Origin of the sequence: Bacillus cereus group sp. BceL062 (assembly GCF_051780025.1) — a bacterium.
In the GTDB taxonomy this organism is placed as follows: Bacteria; Bacillota; Bacilli; order Bacillales; family Bacillaceae_G; genus Bacillus_A; species Bacillus_A toyonensis.
The window spans coordinates 163,460-179,444 of sequence record NZ_JBPWGY010000007.1 but is presented as its reverse complement, the minus strand read 5'-3'; the positions used below and the strand labels follow the sequence as shown (position 1 = coordinate 179,444).

Sequence of the window (15,985 nt, the reverse complement as noted above, 5' to 3'; positions counted from 1 at the left end):
TAAAAAATCACCTATAGAATTCTATAGGTGATTTTTTCATGAAGAGTATTTCATCGTTAAATGTAATACAGCCACTTCATCTTCTTCATTTTTATAGCTATGTTTCTTATTCGCTTCAAATTGAATGGAGTCAAACTCGTTTAATTCGTATACATCATTCTCCACTTGAATGGATACTTTCCCTTTCATTACCGTTACAAGCTCAATAGCACCTTCATGATGAGCTTCCGGTTCATATATACTATTCGCTCTTAAACAAGCACGGTGCATTTCCATCCCTGTTTCTTTCGTGTAACGGAACATCGTTTCTAAATGCCATGCTTGTCCTACATCTACTGCAAATCCTTCTCCGCAGCGCGCAACAGCTACAGGTTCTCCCACAACCATTAATCTCGATAAAGGTATCGATAACCCTTTCGTTATTTTCCAAATGACAGCTAACGTTGGATTCGTTTCACCTCTCTCAATTTTCCCTAATGTTAATTTACTAACTCCTGTTTTTTGGGCTAATTCTTCTAAACTTAATTTTTGTTCATTTCGAATTTGTCTTAATAGCTGACCTACTTGCTGAATGACTTCTTTCGTTTGCATATCTTCATGTTCTTTCATCTATAAAACCACCTTAAAGTATAAAATAGTTTACTTTTATTATATTAAAGTATATTATACTATACATAATTATTTATTTCCAAAAGGAGTGTTATATTTCATGCGTGCAATATTATTAGGCCTCTTATCATCAGCCTTTTTTTCTGCAACTTTTATTATTAATAGAGCAATGAATGTATCTGGAACGAGCTGGGCTTGGACAGCTTCCTTCCGCTTTTTATTCGCTCTCCCTATTTTATTCCTTATCGTTTTATTTCGCAAAAACTTAGGTGGGTTATGGGCAGAGTTAAAAAAACATCCATTCGCATGGATCGGATGGGGTTCCGTTGCAGGGATTGGTTTCTATTCTTTATTAAGTTTCGCAGCTGTCTTCTCTCCGGCTTGGCTCGTTGCCGGAACTTGGCAAGTTACGATATTAGCAGGTTTACTTTTATCACCACTATTTTTCGTAAAAATAGAAACGAAGTCAGGTACAAAACTTGTACGCGGAAAAATTCCGCTTCGTAGTTTATATGTAGCATTATTTATTTTACTAGGTGTAATTTGTATGCAAACAACTGCAGCTGGACACATTACAATAACTCAGTTCATTTCAGGGTTTTTACCTGTCGTATTAGCTGCTTTTTTATATCCGTTCGGCAACCGAAAAATGATGGAACTTGTGGGGGGACGTCTTGATACATTCCAGCGTGTATTAGGAATGGCAATAGGCAGTCTTCCTATTACAATTTTACTTGGTATATACGGATTTTCTACTACTGGTATTCCAACATCTAGCCAAATGCTGCAAGGATTTTTGTTAGCTTTATGTTCCGGCGTTATTGCGACGATGACATTTTTCTTTGCCACTGACTTAGCAAAAGACAACCTCGCTTTACTTGGTGCCGTTGAAGCAACACAAGCTGGAACGATGGTCTTTACAGTACTTGGTGAAATTGTGTTCTTGAACGGTTCATTCCCTGGTGGCCTTTCCCTATTTGGAATGATTATTATTATGTTAGGAATGGTTGCAAATAGTATTTTAAACCGTTCTGTTCCAGTCATTAAACAGAAAAAGTCAGCATAAAAAAAGATATGGTTCTTCTTCATAGAACCATATCTTTTTTATTGTCCCCCTATTTCGCCTTATCAGAATAGTATTTCATTGGCTGTTTATACTAAAACCTATGTTATAATACGTTTCATGCGCATTAATAGGAGGTAAATTATGTTAAAAAAAGCAATAGCTGAATTTATTGGTACATTTGTACTTGTATTATTCGGAACTGGAGTAGCTGTCACTGGCGGCGGAATTGAAGGAATTGGAACATTAGGAATCGCTATGGCTTTCGGTCTATCTATTGTAGCTATGGCATATAGCATTGGAACAATTTCTGGATGTCACATTAACCCAGCAGTATCGGTAGCTATGTTCATTAACAAAAGAATGAACGCTATGGAACTTTGTTATTATGTATTAGCTCAAATTTTAGGTGGTTTATTAGGAACTGCAACGTTAGTAACGATTTTACGCTCTGCTAAAACACCTTTAGATAATTTAGGACAAAATGGTTTCGGAACTCTTGGTTTATCTGGAGCATTTTTAGTTGAGTTCGTTTTAACTTTCGTATTTATTTTAGTTATCATGGCTGTAACAGGTAAAAAAGGAAGTTCTTCTTTAGCGGGACTAGTAATTGGTTTCACATTAGTTTTAATTCACTTATTAGGAATTCCTTTAACTGGAACATCTGTTAACCCTGCTCGTAGTATCGCACCAGCTTTATTTGTTGGTGGAGAAGCACTTTCTCAACTATGGGTATTCATCGTAGCACCAATTCTTGGTGGTATCGTAGCAGCTATCGTAGGTAAATTCATTTTAAATACTGAAAAATAGAATTTTCAATATTTCTGAATAAAAAAAGGCGAGCCCTCATTATGAGGAAGCTCGCTTTTTTATTCTTTTATTTTAGACTTTAAATTTGTAACTAATTGCTCTACCGTTACATTTGCAAGTACGTTTTCCATCGCTTCTTGCGCTTGCATTAAAATAATTTCTAATACTGATTGAATATTAGCTCCTACTGGACATTCAATGTTGGGATTTTCATGGAAGGAAAATAGATGACCTTCTTCTACAACTTCCACTGCTTTATATACATCAAGTAATGTAATTTCTTCTAAATCGCGAGCAAGTGTCGTACCACCTTTACCGGCTTGTACATCAACAAGTCCTGCTCTCTTCAACATTCCTGTAATGCGACGAATCACAACTGGATTTGTATTCACACTACCAGCAATCCATTCAGAGGTACAGCGAGAGTTTCGATCTATCGCAAGTAAAGTCAACATATGAACACCTACTGTAAAACGACTACTAATTCCCATCTGCACACCCTCCTTTGTATTCATTCTATTAAAAGACAACTCTTACTATTATATACTATTTTTAATTTATACATAAAGAAAAAGCATGATTTCAATAGAAAATCATGCTTTTCTCTCATTATTGACGCTTAATAAATTTTGCTAAATCTTTAAATTTCACTTTGTCTGAGTAATTCATTACACCATTTACATAGATACGACTTGTAACAGCGTTTAATATACCAATCGTCGCCAATAAGACTACTAATGTTATCGTAATTTCTAACATGCCTGCTTCACCGGCTACAATACGTGAGAAGGTAACCATCGGTGTAAAGAACGGAACGTAAGAACTTACAACAACGATAGTACTATTCGGATCACTTAATGATTTAATACTAATGAAGAATGCAGCCATAATTAAAATCATTATCGGGAAAGATACAGCTTGTAAATCCTCCGTCTTAGAAACAACAGCGCCAGCTGCAGCGTACATCATCGCATAAAGTAAATATCCCGTAATGAAATAAACAAGGAACATACTTATAACTTTTGCATCTAATTTTGTAAAGTCAATTGGAATTCCAAATAATGAGGCGTTTTCTAAATCGACCCACCCTAACAAATAAGGGATAAGATAACCGCACGCTAATATGACCAGTTGTAATAAAGCTGTTGAAACAACTGCTAATATTTTCGCATACATCATCGTAAGCGGTTTTACTTTCGGCAGCATGACTTCCATTACACGTGACGCCTTTTCTGATGCAATATTCATTGCAATTGTATTTCCGAACGCGACAATAAACATATATAAAGCAAATGTAAAGAAATAGGCAATTCCGAAAGAAGAAGAGCGATCTTTTATTGCTTCTTGTTTCACTGAAATTTCAGTTTGCAATTGCTGTGCAATTTCTGGTGAAACATTATGCTTTGCAATTGTCACCATTGTATATTGTTGTTTGAAATAACTTGCCATGATTGCAGAAGTTGCTTGGCTAGGAAATCCATTATACATATACGTAACCTCTGGAGCTCCATTCTTTTCTATTACATGAAACAAACCATCCAGCTCACCGTCTTCTACTTGTTTATGCAGTTTATCAAAATCTGCTTTTGAACCAACCGTTATTTTTGCTGATGGTAATAGCTTAGTTAACCCTTCTTTTTGTACGTTGTATGTGGAACTTTCTGTTACAACTGCAATTTTATCTTTATCCTTACTTTTATCATTCCCTGAAGTAAAATGATTAAATGCAAAAATCCCAAATACAACTAAAAATAATATCGCACTCGTAATTAATGATTTTTTAGATAAAAACGCTTCTCTAAAATAAAATGAAAATACATGAGAAAATTTACGCATCGTTATTTCGCCCTCTCTACAAAGATTTCATTTAACGTCGGCTCTAACATTTTAAATTGGCGCAAGGTAACACCTTGTTCTTGCAATTGTTGTAAAATCTTTAGAGCTTCTGCATCGTCTTGTACTTTTATATAAAGAAGGCCTTGTTGTTTTTCATATGAAACATGTATAGCTTCTAATCCCTTTTCATTCTCTGCTGTATCTTCAATCGTTAAATTACGGAAACCATATTCTTTCTTAATATCACTTAACTGTCCTTTGACAACTGCTTCGCCTTTTTTCAAAATACATACATGTTGGCAAAAAGCTTCTACTTGTTCCATACGATGACTGGATAAAATAATTGTCTTCCCGCTCTGTACTTGTTCTTCAATAATGCTAGCTAACATCCCAGCATTGACTGGGTCAAGTCCGCTAAACGGTTCATCTAAGATGAGAAGTTCAGGATTATGAAGAAGAGCAGCAATTAATTGAATTTTTTGCTGATTCCCTTTTGAAAGCTCTCCTGCCGTTTTAAATTTGTATTCTGGAATTGCTAATCGCTCTAACCAGTGGTCAATGGCAAGATCTACTTCTTTTTTCGTCATTCCTTCTAATCTACCAAAATATCGCAGCTGGTCTATTACTCTACTTTTTGTATATAAACCTCTTTCTTCTGGTAAATAACCAATCGTTACCCCACTAGTCCCAAATGATTTTCCATCCCATGTAATAGAGCCTTCATTAGGCGTTAATAATCCGAGAAGCATTTTGATTGTAGTTGTTTTCCCTGCACCATTTCGTCCAAGTAATCCTAGCACTTCACCTTTTGGTAACGAAATTTGCAAACCGTTAACTGCTTTTGATTCCCCAAATAGTTTCGTTAAGTTTTGAATTTGTAAACTCAAAGTATAAAGCCTCCCCTTTATTATCATTCGTACTCTCTTTCAAAGATTATGTTTATTTAGGATAAAATATAGCACTACGCTTCATCCTCTTATATATAACATTACCTTTAATCCATCATTTGTTCTATTTAGTTAAAATTGTAAATAACAAAGGTTTATTTGTCAATTATAATTGTCATTACGACAATAAAACCTGTCAAAATGACTATCATTATTTTGCTCATCTTTCTAATATAGGACACACTACTATATATACAAAAGACAATATGCAAATGTTCATAAAAAATTTTTATATTTTAATATATAATATAAGATGATTTTCTAACATCAAGGAGGATACATATGAAGATGAAGAGGGGCATTACCACTTTATTATCTGTAGCGGTTCTATCTACATCGCTTGTAGCATGTTCAGGAACGACAGAGAAAACAGCGGCCAAAGAAGAAAAAGTAAAATTAACAGAACAGCAATTAATGGCTGATTTATGGTATCAAACAGCTGGTGAAACGAAAGCACTTTACTACCAAGGGTACAATATCGGTCAATTGAAGCTGGATGCAGCTCTTGCAAAAGGGACAGCAAAAAAACCTGCTATCGTACTTGATTTAGATGAAACTGTTTTAGACAACAGTCCTCATCAAGCAATGAGTGTAAAGACAGGAAAAGGCTATCCTTACAAATGGGATGATTGGATTAATAAGGCTGAAGCTGAGGCCCTTCCAGGCGCAATTGATTTCTTAAAATATACAGAGTCTAAAGGTGTAGATATTTACTACATCTCAAATCGTAAAACGAACCAACTAGATGCAACTATTAAAAATCTTGAGCGCGTAGGTGCTCCTCAAGCAACGAAAGAACATATATTATTACAAGATCCGAAAGAAAAAGGGAAAGAGAAACGCCGTGAACTCGTTTCTCAAACACATGATATTGTCTTATTCTTCGGTGATAACTTATCTGATTTCACTGGTTTTGATGGTAAATCGGTAAAAGATCGCAATCAAACAGTTGCAGATTCAAAAGCACAATTTGGTGAGAAATTCATCATTTTCCCTAATCCAATGTACGGCGATTGGGAAGGCGCTTTGTATGACTATGATTTCAAAAAATCAGATACGGAAAAAGATAAAGTCCGTCGTGACAACTTAAAATCATTTGAAGCAAAATAAAAGAGGATGGCATTTGCCATCCTCTTTCTTTATTGCATATTTCTCGTTAAAGGTAAAATAAACACTTCTACACGTCTATTTTTTGCTTTTCCTTCCGGTGTATCATTTGGTGCAATCGAACGGTATTCTCCGTAACCAATTGCACTAAATTTTCCTGGTTGCAAATCTTTATTTTGAAGTAATACCTGCATAAAATTAACGGCACGCTGTGTACTTAACTCCCAGTTTGATGCAAACTGAGCATTTGCGATAGGAACAGTATCTGTATGACCAGATACTGTAATCTCACGAGGTGATGCGGAAACAAGCAGGTTAGACATCTCTTTTGCAATCCCTAACGATTCTAATTTCACATCTGCTTTCCCCGAGTCGAATAGTACATTTTCTAATATTGTTACCATTAATCCTTTTTCAGTTAAATCGGTTTTAAAAGAAGACGATAATTGCTTTTCCTCAATATATTTATCAATACCTTTTTGTACCGCTTTTAATTCATTCATTTCTTGCTGCTTTACTTCAGCCTCAGCATTCTTTTTAATCTGCTCAGATTCTAAACTATTTGCTGACAACTCTTTCTCTTCATTCGGCTTCTGATCACTTAAAAACTCTTTATTTCCTGTTCCACCTGCTAGTTCACTCCGAAAAGCTACTGCCATCTGTTTAAACTTCGCAGCATCTATACTACTCATTGCGAATAATACGATGAATAATGCAAATAACAACGTTAACATATCAGAATACGGAATTAACCACGTTTCATCGATATGCTCATCATGTTTTTTCTTTTTACCTCTTCTATTTTTTTTACTCCGCATTTTTTTCTGCTCCTATTTCTAGCTTTTTACGCTCAGTTGCAGAAAGTGCACCTAAAATACGGTTCTTCATAATAAACGGATATGTACCTTCTTGTAACATTAATAAACAATCAATAATTAAACGTTTTTTCTCGATTTCAGCTGCAGATTTTTGCTTTAACTTATTTGCAAATGGATGCCATAGTACATAACCTGAAAAAATACCAAAAATCGTTGCAATAAACGCACCTGAAATAGCATGTCCTAACTTGTCAATATCAGTTAAATTACCAAGCGCAGCTACAAGACCAATAACAGCACCTAAAACCCCTAATGTCGGTGCATACGTACCAGCTTGTGAAAAAATCGCCGCTCCTTTTGCATGCCTTTCTTCAATTGCTTCTAATTCAGCTTCTAAAATCTGCTCTAAATCTTCTGCGGATACGCCATCAATCACAAATTTCATACCACGTAAAAGAAATTCATCTTGAATTTTGTCTAATTGTTGCTCTAAAGACAAAATACCGTATTTTCTACTTTCAGATGTCCAATGAACAAATAATTCTAGCAACTGTTCATAACTTAAATCCTTTTTATTTGAACCAAAAAGAACTTTAAATAATTTTGGAACCCTTTTTAGTTGATTCATCGGAAATGCAATACAAACTGCGGCAAATGTACCGATGAAAATAATTAATGCTGCGGCAGGATTCAATAAGGCTGTTACGTCAGCGCCCTTGACGACCATCCCTACTACTACCGCTACAAATCCTAAAATGAGTCCAATAATTGTTGCAAAATCCATTCCCATTCACTCCTAGTCTATACAAGAAGTTCTTTATTCTCGATAATCGCTACATCTTCTTATGTATATATATTACATAAAAAATTCAATTCATGAAAGATAAGAAATGAATTATATGAAAAAATACTACAATTTCACACATTTTCTGACATTTTCTTTGCATTTTCATTACGTTACGGCTCTTATATTTCTTTTTCAACAAACTAAACTTATAATAAAAACAATACATATTTTATTAAGAAAGGACTGTGATTACAAGGCATCATGAAAAAAATAATAATTATTTCTGCCGCTACTATTGTAATCGGTATCACATCTTTCGCTTATTTCAGTTCTGAATCACCATTACAAAATGGGGCGAAAGCTGTCGAAAGTCAAAAACATAGTAACCATCCAAAAGAAGAGATTCCTGCTTTTCCAAAAGCTGATCATAATGAAAAAAAACTAGATGATAATTTTTCCGTTGTAACAAATCCAGATTCTGCTCTTGTATTAGTCAATAAACATCGTAAATTACCAGATGGGTATATTCCAGAAGATTTAAAGAAACCGAACGTACCATTTACTAGTCCAAAAGATAAAGAGAAAACATTACTTCGTAAAGATGCTGCAGATGCGCTTGAGAAAATGTTCCAAGCAGCGAAAAACGAGGGGATAGAACTTACAGCAGTTTCAGGTTACCGTTCTTACAAACGTCAACAGTCATTACATAATACCTATATTAAGCGCCAAGGAAAAACTGAGGCTAATTCGGTAAGTGCAATTCCAGGAACAAGTGAGCATCAAACTGGTCTAGCAATGGATATTAGCTCAAAATCTGCTAAATTCCAATTAGAACCAATCTTTGGCGAGACAACAGAAGGGAAATGGGTTGCAAAACACGCCCATGAGTTTGGATTTGTCATTCGTTATTTAGAAGATAAAACAGAAACAACAGAGTACGCATACGAACCATGGCACATACGCTACGTTGGTAATCCATATGCCACATACATATATAAACACCATCTAACATTAGAAGAGGCAATGAAGGATAAAAAATAAGAGAGCGATTCGCTCTCTTATTTTTGTATTCTCTTCTATTATTTTAGTAATTTCATCTTCCATTCTTCAGGCCATGGCTCGCCTCTTCCTGTTTTTTTCGATGCTTGTACCATCATACCGCGTCCAACTAAACAAATTTCCCCTTCTGCATTTTTGACCATATAGTGCAAATCTAAAGAAGAATTCCCAACTGTTCCTGCCTTTACATATACTTTCAACTGCTCATCAAAATATATTTGTTTGATGAAATTACATTGTAAATCTGCAACAACGATCATCGTTTCTGATGATTCATTTGTCCATTCTTGCATAAATCCAAGTTCTTTAAACAATGCGATACGTGCTTCTTCAAAATATGTAAAAGCAATGACATTATTTACATGTCCAAACATATCTACTTCACCGAAACGAACTTTTACAGGATTGTAAAACGAAAAACCACTTTCCCATTGCTTAAAGTCTTCAATATAAGAAATTCTCTTCATCGTTTTCTCTCCTTTTCAATTACTAATATACAGAATAAACTGAAAAATAACCTTATAAATATTGCCCCTTCAAATGAAGAGGCATATTTATTAATAGTTATTATCGCTACCAAAGAAATCTTTGAACGATTGAATTGTTGTATCACGGTTTAATGCTGCGATTGAAGTTGTTAATGGAATACCTTTCGGACATGATTGCACACAGTTTTGAGAGTTACCACAGTTTGCAAGCCCTCCATCTCCCATAATTGCACGTAAGCGATCTGCTTTGTGCATTTCACCTGTTGGATGCGAGTTGAATAAACGAGCTTGTGATAACGGTGCTGGTCCAATAAAGTCAGATTTACTGTTTACGTTTGGACATGATTCTAAGCAAACACCACATGTCATACATTTTGAAAGCTCATAAGCCCATTGACGTTTCTTCTCCGGCATTCTTGGTCCTGGACCTAGGTCATACGTACCATCGATTGGAATCCAAGCCTTAACGCGTTTTAATGCGTTAAACATACGACTACGGTCAACTTGTAAATCACGTACAACCGGGAATGTCTTCATCGGTTTTAAGCGAATTGGCTGTTCTAATTGATCAATAAGCGCTGTACATGATTGACGTGGTTTTCCGTTAATAACCATCGAGCAAGCGCCACATACTTCCTCTAAACAGTTCATATCCCATGCAATCGGAGTTGTTTGGTTCCCTTTTGAATCAACAGGATTACGGCGAATTTCCATAAGTGCCGAAATAATATTCATATTTGGACGATATGGAATTTCAAACTCTTGGTCAAACTCTTGTGCATCTGGTCCATCTTGTCTCGTAATGATGAGGCGGATTGTTTTCTCAGACATGTTGCTTATCCCCCTTCTCTTCACCCTTAGCAGCTACATCATGTTTTGAAGAATAGTCACGTTTACGTGGTTTAATTAATGAAACATCCACTTCTTCGTAATGGAATGCTGGTGCATTTCCTTCTCCCTCAAATTTTGCCATTGTAGTTTTTAAGAAGTTTGCATCATCACGATTTGGGAATTCCGGTTTGTAATGCGCTCCGCGGCTTTCATTACGGTTATATGCCCCAATTGTAATAACACGAGCTAGCTCAAACATATTTGCAAGTTGACGTGTAAATGAAGCACCCTGGTTACTCCATCTTGCTGTATCATTAATGTTAATGCGTTTGTAACGCGCCATTAACTCTTCAATTTTTGCATCTGTTTCTAATAACTTTTTATTTTCACGAACTACTGTAACGTTATCTGTCATCCATTCTCCCAACTCTTTGTGAAGAACATATGCATTTTCGTTACCATCAAGCGTTAAAATATTGTTAAATTTCTCTGTTTCGATTAATTCATTTTGCTCATATACACTAGATGAAACAGCATCAGATGATTTAGAAAGACCTTTCATATACTCAATTGCGTTCGGTCCTGCTACCATACCACCGTAAATTGCTGATAATAGTGAATTCGCACCAAGGCGGTTACCACCGTGCATAGAATAATCGCACTCACCTGCTGCAAATAAACCTGGAATGCTTGTCATTTGCTTATAATCAACCCATAGCCCGCCCATTGAATAGTGAACCGCTGGGAAGATTTTCATTGGTAGTTTACGAGGATCATCTCCTGTAAACTTCTCATAGATTTCAATAATTCCACCAAGTTTAATATCTAGTTCTTTCGGATCTTTATGAGAAAGATCTAGGTACACCATGTTTTCACCGTTAATACCTAGTTTTTGCTCTACGCAAACATCAAAGATTTCACGCGTTGCAATATCACGAGGTACAAGGTTTCCGTAAGCAGGATATTTCTCTTCTAAGAAGTACCATGGCTTACCATCTTTATATGTCCAAACACGCCCACCTTCACCACGTGCAGATTCACTCATAAGACGTAACTTATCGTCTCCAGGAATTGCCGTTGGATGGATTTGAATAAACTCACCGTTCGCATAATATGCACCTTGTTGATATACAGCAGACGCTGCTGTACCTGTATTGATAATAGAGTTAGTTGATTTTCCAAAGATGATACCAGGGCCCCCTGTTGCCATAATCACGGCATCAGCTTGGAAACTTTTAATCTCCATAGTTTGTAAGTCTTGTGCAACGATTCCTCGGCACACACCTTCATCATCAACAACAGCTCGTAAGAAATCCCAACCTTCATATTTCGTTACAAGTCCTGCTACTTCGTGACGACGTACTTGCTCATCTAATGCGTATAGTAATTGCTGTCCAGTTGTTGCACCAGCAAATGCTGTACGGTGATGTTGTGTTCCACCAAAACGACGGAAATCAAGAAGTCCTTCTTCCGTACGGTTGAACATAACACCCATACGGTCCATTAAATGAATAATACCAGGTGCTGCTTCACACATTGCTTTAACTGGTGGTTGGTTCGCTAAGAAATCCCCACCATAAATTGTATCGTCAAAGTGGATCCATGGAGAATCCCCTTCACCTTTCGTATTTACGGCACCGTTAATTCCGCCCTGAGCACATACAGAATGTGAACGTTTTACTGGTACTAATGAAAACAGTTCAACATTTACTCCTGCTTCTGCCGCTTTAATCGTTGCCATTAAGCCAGCCAAGCCACCGCCGACTACTATAAGTTTCCCTTTCATGCTCTCCCACTCCTTACTGGTTTGCTAGCTGTGGATCGATGAACGCTAATAATGCACTCACACCTACATAAGATAGACCTAAGAAAATAGCTAATGTTACATAAGTAGAGATTCTTTGTGAACGTGGAGACACTGTAATTCCCCAGCTAATGCAGAATGTCCATAGTCCATTTGCAAAGTGGAAAATTGTTGAAACAACACCAACTAAATAGAATGCAAACATAGCTGGATTGTTTAAAATATCTGCCATCATATCGTAGTTTACCTCTTTACCTAACATTGCTTGAATACGAGTTTCCCAGACATGCCAAGAAATGAAGATCAGCGTAACGATACCTGAAATTCGTTGGAAGACGAACATCCAGTTACGGAAATAACCGTAAGATACCGCATTGTTCTTAGCTGTAAATGCAATATATAAGCCATATATAGCATGGTACAGTATAGGTAAAAAGATGATGAAAATTTCTAGCGCATACCGGAATGGAAGGAGCTCCATAAAGCCTGCAGCTTTGTTAAAAGCCTCTGCTCCTCTTGTTGCAAAGTTGTTTACAATTAGATGTTGCGTCAAAAAGACACCAACCGGGATGACCCCCATTAATGAGTGCCACTTACGAAACGTATACTCGCGGCCTTTCATGTCCCCATTACCCCCTTGAATGTTTGACTGCTGTTTTCAGATTAATTTACAACAATAATGTTTTTTCACTATTGGCATAAGAAAAACTGAAAAAATTATTCGAAATATTTCAGCATAATTTGATACCAAGTTCATTTTACTCCTATTTTTGTCGAAGCGTCAAGAAAACGTATACATAATTTGCATATAATTTGCCAATTCTTTTTTTCTTCTTATATATTCAAATTTTCCTAAAGAAAAATCTGTTTTTATAAATGAGAAATGTTATATAATAAGCCCTATAGAAAGAGGGGAATATTGTGAGCAAAAATACAATCGATATAACATCTTTAGAAGATGTTTCATTGAACGCCTTCGCTTATGAATTGCTACGTGAAGAATTACTACCTGATTTAATTGGTAACGATTTAGATGGTATTTTATACTGGTCCGGTAGAAACCTTGCAAGAAAATATCCGCTAGAAACAATTGAAGAAGTCATTCAGTTCTTTGAAAAAGCTGGTTGGGGCACTTTAAGTATTATTGAACATAAACGTCGTGAAATGCAGTTCCAACTTAAAGGCACTCTCATTGCTGAACGTCAAAAACAAAACAGACATTCTTCTTATCAATTAGAAGCTGGATTCATTGCTGAGCAAATTCAGAAGCAACGAAACGTCGTAGCAGAGTCATACGAAGAAAAGAAAAAACGTTCAGACTCTATTACATTTCTTGTGAAATGGGATATAAAAGATCTCATTGAAGTGTAGCCTTATCTACAGTCAACTAGACATATAAGTTTAGTTGACTTTTTTGTATTTTCATTCAGATGAGTTTATTTTAAATCTTCAGAAATTATACCAAAAAACAGAAGACGTTGTAAACTACAACGTCTTCTTATCTGTTAAGTACGTATAAATTGTTTCCGCGACATTTTTCGGCATACCCGCTTCGACAAATTCTGCTACAGAAGCTTCTTTCATCTTCTTTAATGAACCAAAATGTTTTAACAATACCTTTTTCCGTTTATCACCGATTCCTGGAATATCGTCCAGTGCTGATTGAATGACAGATTTCCCGTGTAATTGACGATGGAATGTAATCGCAAATCGATGCACTTCATCTTGAATGCGCTGCAATAAATAAAATTCTTGGCTATTCCTCTCAAGTATCACCGGTTCAGGTGGATCCCCAATAATTAAATGGGATGTTTTATGTTTGTCATCTTTTACAAGGCCTGCCATCGGAATATATAACCCAAGCTCATTTTCTAGAACATCACTTACAGCTGCCAGATGACCTTTTCCCCCGTCAATAATGATTAAATCTGGTAATGGTAAATTCTCTTTAAGTGCCCTTGTATAACGGCGCCTCACAACTTCTCTCATAGACTCATAATCATCTGGTCCTTGAACCGTTTTAATTTTATATTTCCTGTACTCTTTCTTCGCTGGTTTCCCATCGATAAAAGCAATCATTGCAGAAACGGGATTTGTTCCTTGAATATTTGAGTTATCAAACGCTTCAATACGATACGGTGTTTCAATCCCGAGCTGCTTTCCTAACTGATCTACAGCTTTAATCGTTCGCTCTTCATCACGTTCAATTAAGTAGAATTTCTCTTCAAGTGCAATTTTCGCATTTTTATTTGCTAATTCTACAAGATCTTTTTTCTTACCACGTTTCGGCTGCGTCGCTTCAACTTCTAAAAAGCGCTCTACTAATTCTGAGTCTATACTTCCTGGAACAACAATTTCTTTCGGTTTAAAATGACTGCTGTTTTCATAAAATTGACCGATAAACGTTAAAAATCCCTCTTCTGGTTCATCATAGATTGGAAACATAGAAACATCACGTTCAATTAGCTTTCCTTTTCGAACGAAGAAAACTTGAACGCACATCCATCCTTTATCAACTGCATATCCAAATACATCCCGGTCCACTAAGTCACTCATAATCATCTTTTGTTTTTCCATAATTGCATCTATATGAGCAATTTGATCTCGCAATTCTTTCGCACGTTCAAATTCTAGTTTCTCTGAAGCCTCATACATCTTTGTTTCTAATTCTGAACGAATTTCTTTATGTCCACCATTTAAAAACTTAATAATTTCATCCACAATTTCTTTATTTTGTTCTTCCGTCACTTCTTTCACACAAGGCGCTAAACATTGACCCATATGATAATATAAACACACTTTATCGGGCATGTTTGAGCATTTGCGAAGCGGATACATGCGATCTAATAGTTTTTTCGTTTCATGAGCTGATTGTGCATTCGGATAAGGGCCAAAATACTTTCCTTTATCCTTTTTTACGTTACGCGTAATGAGTAAGCGCGGCTGTTTTTCAGCGGTAATTTTAATAAAAGGATATGTTTTATCATCTTTTAATTGAATATTATATTTTGGATCATACTTTTTTATTAGATTTAACTCTAAAATAAGAGCCTCCAAATTTGAAGAGGTTACGATATATTCAAAATCTACAATTTCTCCTACAAGCCGAAGTGTTTTCCCATCATGCGAACCAGTAAAGTACGAGCGCACACGATTTTTTAACACTTTTGCCTTCCCGACATATATAACCGTTCCTTGCTTATCTTTCATTAAATAACAACCAGGTTGATCTGGTAAAATAGCCAATTTCTCTTTCAAATGTTCGTGCACTCGCCTACCTCCATTTCTACATGCTTATCATTGCAAATTCAAAATAAAAACATACAATGACAAAACACCCAACATACGTTCTTTTATTGTAACGGAAAGGTTTAAAAAAGGAAAATAAAAAAAGCTACCAAATGGTAGCTTCTTTCTTTTAGAAGTGTTTAGAAACTAATTCTACTAACGCTTCTTTCGGTTTGTAACCTAACGCTTGATCAACTACTTTACCGTCTTTTAATACGAAAAGAGCTGGAATGCTCATTACTTCAAATTGACGAGCAGTTTCTTGGTTTTCATCAACGTCTACTTTTACTACTTTTACTTTTTCACCTAGTTCTGAATCGATTTCCTCTAATACAGGAGCGATCATTTTACAAGGTCCACACCAAGGTGCCCAGAAATCTAATAATACAACACCTTCGCTAGTTTCAGCTGCGAAGCTTTGGTCATTTGCGTTTATAATTGCCATTTTATTTCCTCCTTCAAGTATATTCTACCAAGAGTATATCATTAACTTATATACGTGGCGAATAATATGTATCGTTATGTATTGTAACAAAAA

The 15,985-nt window shown here is 35.9% G+C and carries 17 protein-coding genes; 5 read left to right on the top strand and 12 right to left on the bottom strand.

Annotation, left to right across the window (positions count from 1 at the left end; all coding sequences use genetic code 11):
• Positions 1–36: 36 nt before the first annotated feature.
• On the bottom strand, positions 37–609 hold the full coding sequence (locus ACS2MN_RS17805; protein ID WP_000658048.1) for a helix-turn-helix domain-containing protein: 573 nt from the start codon (positions 607–609) through the stop codon (positions 37–39).
• Between the two features lie 100 nt (positions 610–709).
• Between ACS2MN_RS17805 and ACS2MN_RS17800 the strand changes: the two genes are divergently transcribed.
• Together ACS2MN_RS17800 and ACS2MN_RS17795 are read left to right on the top strand one after the other, a co-directional pair.
• Positions 710–1,675, top strand: a complete 966-nt coding sequence (locus ACS2MN_RS17800) for a DMT family transporter (protein WP_001201643.1) — start codon at positions 710–712, stop codon at positions 1,673–1,675.
• Between the two features lie 141 nt (positions 1,676–1,816).
• Positions 1,817–2,482: an aquaporin gene (locus ACS2MN_RS17795; RefSeq protein ID WP_000913214.1), complete on the top strand. Its 666-nt coding sequence runs from the start codon at positions 1,817–1,819 to the stop codon at positions 2,480–2,482.
• 59 nt (positions 2,483–2,541) lie between these two features.
• Here the strand turns inward: ACS2MN_RS17795 and ACS2MN_RS17790 are convergent, their stop codons facing one another.
• From ACS2MN_RS17790 to ACS2MN_RS17780, 3 genes are all read right to left on the bottom strand, one after another.
• A complete protein-coding gene (locus ACS2MN_RS17790) occupies positions 2,542–2,973 on the bottom strand; it encodes an Rrf2 family transcriptional regulator (protein WP_000512996.1) in 432 nt (143 codons plus the stop codon).
• Positions 2,974–3,091: 118 nt separating this feature from the next.
• Complete coding sequence (locus ACS2MN_RS17785) at positions 3,092–4,318, bottom strand: ABC transporter permease (RefSeq protein WP_001224995.1); 1,227 nt, start codon at positions 4,316–4,318, stop codon at positions 3,092–3,094.
• Between the two features lie 2 nt (positions 4,319–4,320).
• Complete coding sequence (locus ACS2MN_RS17780; protein ID WP_000058105.1) at positions 4,321–5,205, bottom strand: ABC transporter ATP-binding protein; 885 nt, start codon at positions 5,203–5,205, stop codon at positions 4,321–4,323.
• Between the two features lie 342 nt (positions 5,206–5,547).
• Here ACS2MN_RS17780 and ACS2MN_RS17775 point away from each other — a divergent pair, with 342 nt between their 5' ends.
• Positions 5,548–6,375: a 5'-nucleotidase, lipoprotein e(P4) family gene (locus ACS2MN_RS17775; protein ID WP_000782780.1), complete on the top strand. Its 828-nt coding sequence runs from the start codon at positions 5,548–5,550 to the stop codon at positions 6,373–6,375.
• A 29-nt stretch (positions 6,376–6,404) separates the two neighbouring features.
• On the opposite strand, the gene motB is transcribed toward ACS2MN_RS17775, so the two are convergent.
• Positions 6,405–7,190, bottom strand: coding sequence for a flagellar motor protein MotB (gene motB / locus ACS2MN_RS17770; RefSeq protein ID WP_001256738.1), 786 nt, complete (start codon positions 7,188–7,190; stop codon positions 6,405–6,407).
• Positions 7,180–7,974: a flagellar motor stator protein MotA gene (gene motA, locus ACS2MN_RS17765; protein WP_000344856.1), complete on the bottom strand. Its 795-nt coding sequence runs from the start codon at positions 7,972–7,974 to the stop codon at positions 7,180–7,182. The genes motB and motA overlap by 11 nt, the downstream gene beginning before the upstream one ends.
• A 264-nt stretch (positions 7,975–8,238) precedes the next feature.
• Between motA and ACS2MN_RS17760 the strand changes: the two genes are divergently transcribed.
• A complete protein-coding gene (locus tag ACS2MN_RS17760) occupies positions 8,239–9,018 on the top strand; it encodes a M15 family metallopeptidase (RefSeq protein WP_000720188.1) in 780 nt (259 codons plus the stop codon).
• A gap of 38 nt (positions 9,019–9,056) precedes the next feature.
• On the opposite strand, the gene ACS2MN_RS17755 is transcribed toward ACS2MN_RS17760, so the two are convergent.
• The 4 genes from ACS2MN_RS17755 to sdhC form a co-directional block, all read right to left on the bottom strand.
• The gene (locus ACS2MN_RS17755) at positions 9,057–9,503 is read right to left on the bottom strand and encodes an acyl-CoA thioesterase (protein ID WP_088055307.1); all 447 of its coding nucleotides are present in this window, start codon (positions 9,501–9,503) and stop codon (positions 9,057–9,059) included.
• Between the two features lie 90 nt (positions 9,504–9,593).
• Positions 9,594–10,355 (bottom strand): succinate dehydrogenase iron-sulfur subunit, encoded by a 762-nt coding sequence (sdhB, locus tag ACS2MN_RS17750; protein ID WP_001291830.1) that lies wholly within the window; start codon positions 10,353–10,355, stop codon positions 9,594–9,596.
• Positions 10,348–12,141, bottom strand: a complete 1,794-nt coding sequence (gene sdhA, locus ACS2MN_RS17745; protein ID WP_000676745.1) for a succinate dehydrogenase flavoprotein subunit — start codon at positions 12,139–12,141, stop codon at positions 10,348–10,350. Before sdhA ends, sdhB begins: the two co-directional genes overlap by 8 nt.
• Before the next feature lie 13 nt (positions 12,142–12,154).
• Positions 12,155–12,781, bottom strand: a complete 627-nt coding sequence (gene sdhC, locus ACS2MN_RS17740) for a succinate dehydrogenase cytochrome B558 (protein WP_000678354.1) — start codon at positions 12,779–12,781, stop codon at positions 12,155–12,157.
• Positions 12,782–13,080: 299 nt separating this feature from the next.
• On the opposite strand from sdhC, the gene ACS2MN_RS17735 reads away from it, so the two are divergent.
• Positions 13,081–13,530 (top strand): YslB family protein, encoded by a 450-nt coding sequence (locus tag ACS2MN_RS17735; protein WP_000042215.1) that lies wholly within the window; start codon positions 13,081–13,083, stop codon positions 13,528–13,530.
• A 114-nt stretch (positions 13,531–13,644) separates the two neighbouring features.
• Here ACS2MN_RS17735 and uvrC read toward each other — a convergent pair whose 3' ends face one another.
• Together uvrC and trxA are read right to left on the bottom strand one after the other, a co-directional pair.
• Entirely contained in the window at positions 13,645–15,429 is a 1,785-nt protein-coding gene (uvrC, locus tag ACS2MN_RS17730) for an excinuclease ABC subunit C (protein WP_000544286.1), read from the bottom strand.
• Positions 15,430–15,577: 148 nt separating this feature from the next.
• Positions 15,578–15,892 carry a thioredoxin gene (gene trxA / locus ACS2MN_RS17725; protein WP_000974757.1) on the bottom strand — a complete coding sequence of 105 codons (315 nt, stop codon included), beginning with the start codon at positions 15,890–15,892 and terminating at the stop codon, positions 15,578–15,580.
• Between the last annotated feature and the right edge of the window lie 93 nt (positions 15,893–15,985).